Source organism: Pseudomonas nabeulensis (genome assembly GCF_004682045.1).
GTDB classification, from domain to species: Bacteria; Pseudomonadota; Gammaproteobacteria; order Pseudomonadales; family Pseudomonadaceae; genus Aquipseudomonas; species Aquipseudomonas nabeulensis.
Genome location: NZ_QUZT01000056.1, coordinates 36,181 through 46,146 on the forward strand (window position 1 = coordinate 36,181; position 9,966 = coordinate 46,146).

At 62.1% G+C, this 9,966-nt stretch carries 11 protein-coding genes; 3 read left to right on the forward strand and 8 right to left on the reverse strand.

Features of this window, described 5'->3' with window-relative positions; genetic code table 11:
• Positions 1–1,268 precede the first annotated feature (1,268 nt).
• From gspD to gspG, 5 genes are read right to left on the reverse strand one after another with little or no spacing between them, the layout of a single operon-like run.
• Entirely contained in the window at positions 1,269–3,551 is a 2,283-nt protein-coding gene (gspD, locus tag DYL61_RS23870) for a type II secretion system secretin GspD (protein WP_135310370.1), read from the reverse strand.
• Positions 3,548–4,060, reverse strand: a complete 513-nt coding sequence (gene gspM / locus DYL61_RS23875) for a type II secretion system protein GspM (protein ID WP_135310371.1) — start codon at positions 4,058–4,060, stop codon at positions 3,548–3,550. The genes gspD and gspM overlap by 4 nt, the downstream gene beginning before the upstream one ends.
• Complete coding sequence (gene gspL / locus DYL61_RS23880) at positions 4,053–5,087, reverse strand: type II secretion system protein GspL (protein WP_135310372.1); 1,035 nt, start codon at positions 5,085–5,087, stop codon at positions 4,053–4,055. The genes gspM and gspL overlap by 8 nt, the downstream gene beginning before the upstream one ends.
• On the reverse strand, positions 5,084–5,953 hold the full coding sequence (gene gspK / locus DYL61_RS23885) for a type II secretion system minor pseudopilin GspK (protein WP_167497993.1): 870 nt from the start codon (positions 5,951–5,953) through the stop codon (positions 5,084–5,086). Before gspK ends, gspL begins: the two co-directional genes overlap by 4 nt.
• 8 nt (positions 5,954–5,961) lie before the next feature.
• Positions 5,962–6,411, reverse strand: a complete 450-nt coding sequence (gene gspG, locus DYL61_RS23890) for a type II secretion system major pseudopilin GspG (RefSeq protein WP_135310373.1) — start codon at positions 6,409–6,411, stop codon at positions 5,962–5,964.
• Between the two features lie 148 nt (positions 6,412–6,559).
• Here gspG and gspI point away from each other — a divergent pair, with 148 nt between their 5' ends.
• Complete coding sequence (gene gspI / locus DYL61_RS23895; protein WP_135310374.1) at positions 6,560–6,925, forward strand: type II secretion system minor pseudopilin GspI; 366 nt, start codon at positions 6,560–6,562, stop codon at positions 6,923–6,925.
• Here the strand turns inward: gspI and DYL61_RS23900 are convergent.
• Positions 6,912–7,343, reverse strand: coding sequence for a type II secretion system protein N (locus tag DYL61_RS23900; RefSeq protein ID WP_135310375.1), 432 nt, complete (start codon positions 7,341–7,343; stop codon positions 6,912–6,914). The genes gspI and DYL61_RS23900 overlap by 14 nt on opposite strands.
• Positions 7,344–7,436: 93 nt before the next feature.
• On the opposite strand from DYL61_RS23900, the gene gspH reads away from it, so the two are divergent.
• Together gspH and DYL61_RS23910 are read left to right on the forward strand one after the other, a co-directional pair.
• On the forward strand, positions 7,437–7,889 hold the full coding sequence (gspH, locus tag DYL61_RS23905; RefSeq protein WP_135310376.1) for a type II secretion system minor pseudopilin GspH: 453 nt from the start codon (positions 7,437–7,439) through the stop codon (positions 7,887–7,889).
• Positions 7,890–8,044: 155 nt separating this feature from the next.
• Positions 8,045–8,653 (forward strand): prepilin-type N-terminal cleavage/methylation domain-containing protein, encoded by a 609-nt coding sequence (locus tag DYL61_RS23910; RefSeq protein ID WP_135310377.1) that lies wholly within the window; start codon positions 8,045–8,047, stop codon positions 8,651–8,653.
• 237 nt (positions 8,654–8,890) lie between these two features.
• Here the strand turns inward: DYL61_RS23910 and DYL61_RS23920 are convergent, their stop codons facing one another.
• Positions 8,891–9,088: a DUF4926 domain-containing protein gene (locus tag DYL61_RS23920; protein WP_135310379.1), complete on the reverse strand. Its 198-nt coding sequence runs from the start codon at positions 9,086–9,088 to the stop codon at positions 8,891–8,893.
• A 300-nt stretch (positions 9,089–9,388) separates the two neighbouring features.
• Positions 9,389–9,966 (reverse strand): hypothetical protein (locus tag DYL61_RS31350; RefSeq protein ID WP_202978043.1); only part of this gene is annotated, 578 nt, incomplete at its 5' end.

Sequence of the window (9,966 nt, forward strand, 5' to 3'; positions counted from 1 at the left end):
AGGCGAATATCACACGGCTTTTGATCTGCTTTTGATTTTAGTCGCCCCGTTAAACCACGCTGGCCGAACGCAGGCTTGAATCCGTGGGCAACCCGGCAGGACGCCGGGTTAGCCGTCCTGGGCCAAGGATGGCCCATGACGGCGGCCCACGGATTCAAGCCGGAGTGAGGGCACACCGAGCCAAAGCGAGGTGCCGAGTGGTGGGGCGAGGACCTTTTGCTTACTTTTGGGTCCTTCCAAAAGTGAGCCGCTGTAAGAGCGGAACCATAGGTGGTCGTTACCGCAGCAACGGATATGTACTCGATCACAATGCGCCGGGATTTGGCCCAGGCGTAGGGCAGCAGGCTCATGATGTTGGCCCTATTTGTATGTGTGCATATCCATTATTTGGGTAACGGCCGCTTATGGTTTCGCCCTTACGGCGAGTCACTTTGGAAAAGCCCCAAAGTAACCAAAGGGCTCTTGCCCCAACACTCGGTACCTCGCCTAGGCTCGGTATGCCCGTAATTCGACATGGATTTGGGGGGCCGCCGCCACGCGCCATCCATGGCGCGGGGCGGCTAAACCGGCATCCCTGCCGGTTTACCCCCCAAATCCATGCCGAATTCCGGCCAGCGTGTTTAACGGGGCGCCTAAGATCAAAATCAAAAGCAAAGCGCGGCGGCCTGGTAGCCGACCGGGTCTCTGGGGCGAACGCATTTCCCTGTGGGAGCCGGGCTTGCCCGCGATGGTGGTTAACGATAACGCGGGAGACCTGATTCAACGCGGCGCCCTCAAGCTCTTCGCGAGCAAGCCCGCTCCCACATTTAAACCTCTGTGAATCAGGCGAATATCACACGGCTTTTGATCTGCTCTTGATCTGGGTCGCCCCGTTAAACCACGCTGGCCGAACGCAGGCTTGAATCCGTGGGCAACCCGGCAGGACGCCGGGTTAGCCGTCCTGGGCCAAGGATGGCCCATGACGGCGGCCCACGGATTCAAGCCGGAGTGAGGGCACACCGAGCCTAGGCGAGGTGCCGAGTGGTGGGGCGAGGACCTTTTGCTTACTTTTGGGTCCTTCCAAAAGTGAGCCGCTGTAAGAGCGGAACCATAAGCGGCCGTTACCGCAGCAACGGATATGTACTCGATCAAAATGTGGGAGGGGCGGTGCGACGATTCGACTTGCTCCCGATGAGGGAGTGTCAGCTGACCATTTTTTAACTGACACACCGCCATCGGGGGCAAGCCCCCTCCCACATTTGAACCTCTGTAAGTCGATATGTACTCGGTCACTGAGGCACCGCCCTGATCACCGCCCGAGGCCCCAACTGCCCCGGTATCGCCTTCTCCACCGAAGGCAACTGCGGCGCCTGCACATCCGGCATCGCCCAACTATGCTCCGGCTGCAACCCACCCTGCGCCCGGCGCATAAACTCATAGCGATTCAACGTAATACTGCGCCCCGCCCCACTGTCACGAATAATGTAAGGCCGCAAAAACACCATCAGGTTGGTCTTGTTCACACTGCGCTTTTCATTGCGAAACAACGCCCCCAAACCCGGAATATCCGACAACCACGGCACCGCATCATTGCTCTGGCTATAGCCGTCTTGCAGCAAACCGCCCAGCACCATGATCTGCCCGTCATCCAGCAAAATACTGGTATCGATCGCACGCTTGTTGGTCACCGTGCCCGCCTCCACCGACGCCCGCGCATCCACGCTGCTGACTTCCTGGTAGATATCCAGCTTCACCGTGCCGCCCTCGGAAATCTGCGGGCGTACGTTGAGCTTGAGCCCCACCTCTTCGCGCTGCACGGTCTGGAACGGGTTGTTGCTGGTGCCCCCGCCGCCGGTGACATAACTGCCGGTGACAAACGGAATGGTCTGCCCCACAAAAATGCTCGCCGCTTCGTTATCCAGGGTCAGCAGGTTCGGCGTCGACAGCACGTTGGTGCCGCCCTTGCTCTTCAAGGCACGGGCCAGCACCTTGAGGTCAAGCACCTTGCCAATCCCCGGAATATCCACGGTGCCGTTGACCAGCCCGATATTCAGGCCCTTGGGCAGCACATCAATACTGGTCTTGCTGGTGGGCGCACTGTTGACCCCACTGCCCCCCAGATTAACCCCGCCGAATCCCCCCTTGCCCCCCAGGTTGCCGGCCTGCCACTGCACGCCGAACTCGGTGGCATCGTCCTCGTTGACTTCGACGATCAAGCTCTCGATCACCACTTGGGCGCGACGCTGGTCGAGCATGTCGATCACTTCCCGCAGGTTGCGGTACAGCGGGTCCGGCGCGGAGATCAGCAAAGTGTTGGTGGTGGCGTCGGCCTGGATAGTCACGCCACCGGCGCTGAAGGCGGTGTCTTGATCGTTGGACGGGCTGCCCGTCGAGGGCTTGTCCTGGCCGTAGCTCGATTGCACGCCGCTGCCAGTGGGCGTGCCGCTGCTGTTTTGCGTGTTGCCGGTTTGCGTGCCTTGGCCGGTGCCGCCCATGGCACTGAGCTTGCCCCGCGCCTCATCGCTGGTGCCCGAATCGCTCTCGCCGGTGAGCAACCCGCGCAACGACTGCGCCAGCTTGCCGGCCTGAGCGTTGCGCAGGTACACCACGTGCATATTGCTGGGGTTGCTCTGGGCGTTGTCGAGCTTGTAGATCAGGTTGCGCGCCAGCTCCGTGCGCTCAGGGCTGCCGGAACGGATGATGATCGAATTGGAACGCGGGTCGCCGACCACGTTGATCTTCTGGGTCTGGTCGGCGCCCTGGGTTTCCAGCAGTTCGGCGACCATGGCGGCGATGTCCACGGCGATGCCGTTCTGCACCTTCACCACGTCGGTGTCGATGGCGCTGGGGGTGTCGATGTCGTTGATGATCTGCGCCACTCGCGTGAGGTTTTCCGCATAGTCGGTGATGACGATGCTGTTGTTGCCGGGGTAGGCGTTGATCGGGTTGTTCGGCGAGACGATGGGGCGCAGCACCGGGATCAGGTTCACCGCGTTCTCGTATTGCAGGCGAAAGGTGCGCGTCTGCATGCCGCTACTGCCGGCGCTGTAGATCGGCCCACCGAGCAGCTTGGCGTCCGCTTCCGGCACCACCTGGGCCACGCCGCCCACATCCACCACGCTGAAACCCTGCATGCGCAGCGCCGCCAGCAGCATGTCGTAGGCCTGATGAGCCGGAACCTGGCCTTCACTGACCAGGGTCAGGTTGCCTTTCACCCGTGGGTCGACCAAAAACTGCTGGCCGGTGGCGCGGGACAGTGCGCGCACCACCGCCTGGATATCCGCATCGACAAAGTTGAGCTGCACCGGCTGGTCACCCAGCGGGTTACGGGCCTTTAAAACAGCCGGGGCGTGGCCACGGGCGCTGTGGGTGACGCGGTGCTGTACCGGTGGCTGGGGCGCGGGTTCGCGCTGACGGTCCAGCGGCGTATCGCTACGCCGGGTTTCGGCCAGCGGCTGGCCGAGTTCGCTGTCCACCAGCAGCGGTTGGCTGGGCGGGTTATTGCTGCACGCACTCAGGGCCAGCACCAGCAAGGGCGCGGCCAAACGAAAAGGCGGGACTGACCACTTCATGAAGCTTCCTTAGCGCCAAGCGCCTGATCCATGCGAACGGTCCCGGACACAGTGCCGGCCGAGTTGTCGACGGCGTCCGGCACGCGCTGCAAACGCGCCTCGGACACCTCCAGGGAAAACGAACGGGGATTGCCCAGCAACCAGTCCACCACGATGTCGGCCGGGGCGTTGTCGAAGGTCAGGCGCCAGCCGCCGGGAGGCTGTGCCTGCAAGTGGTAATGGCCTTGCAGGCCGGCGCGGTCCAGGGCTTGGCGCAGTGCGGATTCATCGGCGGGCCTGGGCGCTACGACACCTTGCAACAGCACCTGCAAGGTCTCGCCCTGGGTGCGCAGCTTCGGCGTTTCGGCCTGCCAGTAGTCGATCTTTTTCAACGCCGGCTGGACCAGGATCAGCCAGGTCAGCAGGCAGGCGAGGATAAGGCCGGTGCCGATCAGCATGCGTTTTTCACGTAAGGCCAGGCCACCCCAGAACAGCTGGGATTGGCGGCGCAACTGCTGCACTTTATTCATCGCTGGCTCCCGGCTGTAGCGGACCGATGCGCCAGCCGTGATCGTCGCGGAATGCGGTCAAACCGGCCTGGGTCAACGCGGCTTGCCAATCGCCCTCGGCGCTCGGGTGGCGGCTGTCGGCGAGTAATTCAAGGTGCAGTTGGCCTTGTTCGAACGTCAGGCTTTCGACGCTGGCGACCATAAACGGCAAATGGCTGCCCGCGCTTTGCAACAGGCTGCTGAACCCCTGCCCCGTACCGTTCTGGCGCGCCGCCAGTTGCTGACGGGCTTGTTGCAAGGGGTTGAGCACCACCGGCAGTTCGGGGAACGCGTGGCGGACTTGCTGATTCAATAACGCCTTGAGCCGCTGGCCTTCGTCTGCCTGGCGCGCGGCGTACAGGTTGAGGCCGAGGGTCCAGACAGCGGTAGCCAACGCGACACAGGCCAGCGCCCGGCCCCATCCACCGCTGGCGGCTTGGCTGACGCGGCCATGCAAGCTCCAGGCAGGTGCCGGGCCACTCCAACGCTGCGCTGCATCCACCCGCGGCATGTCCAGCGCCGGTTGCCCCAACGGATGCACGGTGCCCTGTTGCAGGCTGTCGCGGGTCAACAGATAGCCTTCGTCCAGCGTCGCCGCGCCCACCGGCAACGCATACGGCGCCGGGTACAGGCCGCGCAGCTTGAGGGGCAACCGGGCCAGGCGCTCCAGACCCGCCCTGGACACCCACGCGACCTGCACGCGGCCATCACGCTCACGGGGGCCGTGGGCCACGTGCATCTGCTCCACCGGCCCGAGGATCAACGCCTGGGCAGCGCAGGCCACGGCGGCGGCAGTTTTCGCGGCGGGTAGCGGTGGCAGTTCCAGGCTGGTGAGCAGGCTGTCACGCGGGTGCAGAAAACACTCGACCGCCACCCGTGCCTTACACAACTGTGCCAGGCTCTCGGTGCCCTCTTCCACCACGACACCCCGGTCAACCCAGGCGAAGCTCACTCGCCTCTCGGCGCTCAACTGGTCCAACGGTGGCAAGCCGATCCGCAAGCGTTTCATACGCCCACCCGCGACCAGATCACGTGTGGCTGGCGATCTTCGGGGCGGTGCAGCAATGCCTCCAGTGTCACCCGGCGCTGATCGCGCCGTACCTGGCCCAGTACGCGGAACCACTCGCTGGTGATGCCCACTTGCACCGAGTCGACTGCCACGTGTGGCATGTGCAAGCGGTTGACGAAGTCCCCACGGTTGATAAACCACTGCCCACTGTCACGCTCGCTCACCAGCCCATGGGCCTGGGACAGGCTGAGCTGGGGCACCACCGCACTCAGCAATTCGGCGCTGGCCGTGTTGCCGTTGACCCAGGTATTGACGGGCAACACGCTGATAAACGCCTGCATGCGCCGCAACAACACCGGGCCCACACCTTCAATCCCACTGAGGTCGTCCAGGCTGCGCAGCATCGGGTATTGCACAGGCGCCACATAAGAGGCAATCACCCGGCGGCTGATGCGCTGACTCACGGCCGGATCCACGCCAATCGTGCGGCACAGCCGTTCAAAGCTCTGCAACTGTTCGGCGTCCGGCTGCCCGCGATTCACCAGGTTGCGCAGGTTGAACTTGCCCTGCTCGTCCTCGACGCGCCCCTCGAAGCCCCCGCCTTGGCCACGGGCCCACGGTTGATCGAGCCGGGTCAGTACGTCTTTCTGGCGAGCGTCCCACAGCAGCTGTCGACTGCGCTCAAGGCTGCCTTGCAACAACCATTGCCCTTGAACGCGCAGTTGCTCGGCTTCCAGGCTGCGGGTAAACACGGTCTGGCGCGTGAGCATGCTGCCGGCCAACACCGCCACCACCGCCGCGATCAGCAAGGCACTGATAATCGCCATGCCGCGTTGCTTCGCCGCTGCGGGCGAATGCCGTTTCATGGCGGGCCTTACAACTGCCAGGAGCCGATATCGGCATTGACGCCATCGCCATCCGGTTGGCCGTCGGCGCCCAGAGAGAACACATCCACCTCACCATTGGCGCCCGGATTGAGGTAGTGATACGGGTTGCCCCAAGGGTCATTGGGCAAGCGCTCGAGGTAGGCGCGCCAGTTGCTGTTCTTCGCGTCTGCCGGGCGTTCCACCAGCACTTTCAAGCCCTGGTTCATGCTCGGATAAGTGCCGTGGTCGAGGCGATAGAGCTTCAACGCCTGCATCAACCCGCCGATGTCCTGCCTGGCCGCCGTGGCCCGCGCCTGGTCGGGGCGGTCGAGGACTTTGGGCACCACCATGGCGGCCAGGATCCCGAGGATGACCACCACCACCATGATCTCGATCAAGGTGAAGCCACGCTGGCGGCGAGGGCCTGGCAATGGGGACTTCAGGGGCGCGATATCCATCTCGACATTCCTTGGGTTGGGTGCAATTCGTGGCGCAGTGTTGCAAGAACACATGTCAGTCATATTGAAAATCCTCGGGAGCTTCGGTCGCCAATCGGTCAACTCCCGGCGCTAGTCTGCGGGCCTGTTTCCGGGCTTTGAGAGCGCCATGTACGGCCGTCGCAAGGAGCAAGGCTTTACCCTGATCGAGGTGCTGGTGGCGCTGGCGATCATCGCCGTGGCCATGGCCGCCGCCGTGCGCGTGGCCGGGCTGATGACCCAGAGCAATGGCCTGCTGCGGGACAAGTCCATCGCGATGCTGGCGGCACAAAGCCGCCTGGCGGAACTGCGTCTGGAAGGACACCTGCGCAGCGGCAAGAAGACCTTCGACTGCGACCAGGGCCGCCTGAAACTGCGTTGCGAGCAGACCCTCAACGTCGACGGCCGCTTGTTCCAGGTGACACTGTTGGTGCTGGACGCCAGCCGCGAGGCGCCGCCCCTGGCGCGCCTCGACACTCAGGTCATGGCCGAGTGAGCAGGGGCAACGCCGGGCCGTCCGGCAGCTTGTCGAGGTTGACGCGCAGCTTCTCGCCTGCGCGCTCGATCTCTACGCTGTCGCCGTCAATGGCCGTCAAATGCACACCCGGGCTGACGCGCTCACCCACCCGAAAACTCTGCGGCGGCCCATCGTTGAGACTGAGGATCGCCACCGCACCCCGCGCCCCCGTCAGCACGCCGGTGACCTTGATCTGGGGTGCCGTCGCCACGTTGGAAAACCACTGCAACGCTGGATTCTCACTGCGCGCCGCCAACGCCTGGGCCGTGGCTTGGGGCGTGTTGGACTCAGCCGATGACAGCAACAACGGCGTCCACACCACCGCGCCGGCCAGCGCCGCCGCCAGCCCCAGTGCTTGCACGCCATGAGCCGGGGTAAAGCGAAAAGTGAATGCCATGGGGTCGACCTCCTGTATGCCCGTGGCACCAGCCTACAGGCCAATTCGCACGTTTTTATTTCACAAGCTCACCAGTTCCCACGGAGCCGACCGATGAAACAGCAAGGCTTCACCCTGATCGAGTTGATGGTGGTGCTGGTGATCATCGGCATCGCCAGCGCCGCCATCAGCCTCACCATCAAACCCGACCCGTTGCACCTGCTGCGCAAAGACGCCGAACGCCTCAGCCAACTGCTGCAAATCGCCCAGGCCGAGGCCCACGCGGATGGTCGGCCCATCACCTGGCGGGCAGATGCCAAGGGCTTTCGCTTCAACCGCCGCAGCGAAGATGGAACCGGCGTGGAAGCCTTCCAGAACGACGACCAACTGCGCCCGCGCCTATGGGAAAGCACCCCGATGCAAATCAACATCGAACCCCGACAAACCCTGGTACTCAACGCCGAATGGATCAACCCACCGCTGCGCGTGGTGCTGTCCGATGGGCAACACCGCCTCAGCCTGCAACGCGACGCCGCCGGCCTGCTGCGTGTAGTGGCCCCCCTGTAGTGAGCGGGCTCGCCCCGCGCTGGGTGGCGCAGCCGCCCCAAACCCATACACCCCGGTCCAACTGAAACACTGCGGTAACCGGGTTTAGGGCGGCTTCGCCACCCAGCGCGGAACAAGCCCGCTCACCACATAATCTCCATCAGGAGAAATTGAACATGCATAAACACAAACCCCACTCGCAATCAGGCTTCACGCTAATCGAAGTGATGGTGGCGATCATGTTGATGGCCCTGGTCAGCGTCATCGCCTGGCGCGGCCTCGATAGCGTGACCCGTGCGGATCACCATCTACAGGCCAGCACCGAGCAAACCGAAGTGTTGCTGCGGGCGCTGAACCAACTGCAACGGGACATCAGCCTGCGCGCCAACGTGGAATTGGTAACACCCGGCGAACCGGAAGTCGAAGGGCTGGCAGCGGTGACCGTGCGCAGCTCCGATACCCAGGGCTTTCGCCTGGACATCATCCGCAGCGCACCGGTCGCGGGCGACGGCCTGCAACGGGTGCGCTGGTGGCTCAAGGGGGATTCGCTGTACCGCGCGGTGGCGCCGGCGCGCGACCGCTTTCCATTGCCAGCCGCGAAGGATGGAGTGGTGGTGTTGACCGGCGTGAGCGACGTGCAGGTGCGGGTGTGGGAGCTGGATAAGGGCTGGCGGCAGTTGAGCGGCAACCGGCGGGAGGATCCGCTGGGGTTGGAGATGAGTTGGGTGCGGCAGACGCCCCAGGGGGTGGAGCGGTATCGGCAGGTGGTGGGGCCGTTGAAATAGCGCTGGTCCCACGCCGTTCAGGCGCAACCACTACAACAATCCGCGTTGCACCCCTGCCGACACAGCGGGCAAGTGAGATTGACCAACTGCTGCCGCATCAGTGGGTATCTGCCTGAGTCATGCAAGGTGACTTCGGCAGACGTTTAAGGAGAGGGTGCTGGGCGGACGGTTACGAAAAAACAACACCGGCATGAGGCCGGTGTTGGGAGGAAAAAACAAATCTGTCAGATCTATTTGTTATTTCTTGAGCTGAAATTGATCGGGAGATAATGCCAGTTGAGCAACAGCACACCCCTCAGCATCACAAAACTCTACCTCATAGCCTTCCACTGGCAGACTATAAACTTCAATGATCGCACCCGGCACACCAGCTCGCAGCCCTTCTGCCGGGATGTCTTCAGTCAATACGACAACATCAAAAAGCGAGTAAGTCATCTGGCATTCCTTACTTGACATAAAGAGTCGTCACTCTACCTGGCACTTTCAAGGCCGCTTCTGCGGCTTGTGCCCCAACTTATTCGTGAGAAGCTAATGTCTTAGTCGCCTGATGCAAAGCAGTCATAAGGTCCTCAAGATTGAAATTCCATTTACCTCCTTCAACGGGGGGATAAATTTCTATTTCAATTGGTCTTCCTGGCTCATGTGATACCTCAGCCAACTGACTCGCCCCCCCCCAAATCTCGAATACACAATTCTCTCGATCTGGGGGGCTTGTTATTACAGTAGATAAACGATTCATGGCTTCGGGGGCTCCAACAAACCAATAAATTTCCCTTTTGAATCGTAGCGAAGTCCACGGCCGTCGGGGGCAATCACATCCATGACCTTCCCAAATCTACCGGTGTCTTTGTAGGTTGCTGTGGCTGCCGGATTATTCAAGATTTCATCAGCTATTTTTTGAGCTTGAGCGTTGATTTCAGAAGGGCTTCCTTTAACGCTAGGAAACGCACTGCCTTCACGACTACCGTGTTTTTGGAGTGCTCGACCCGCTAATGAAAGTTGTCCTGATTTATCAGCCGGATCAAGCAGTTTTCCTGCATTCGACAAATCATCAATGTTTTTCCCAGCGAACGCACGACCTTTTGCACCGAACGGGCTACCACCCCCTCCCTTCCCCCCAACCAACCCCACCCCCGGCAGCACGCTCAACATCTCGGCATGGTTCCCCTGCACCGTCTTCTGCACCGCCAAACGCGTGTCGTCCTGATTGCTATCCAGGAACCCTCGAACAATCAGCCGTTCTTCCCAACTCAGTCCACCGCTGCTTTCGTACTTGTCGAGCGCGGCGTTGCCCATTTCCACGGTGGTGCGTT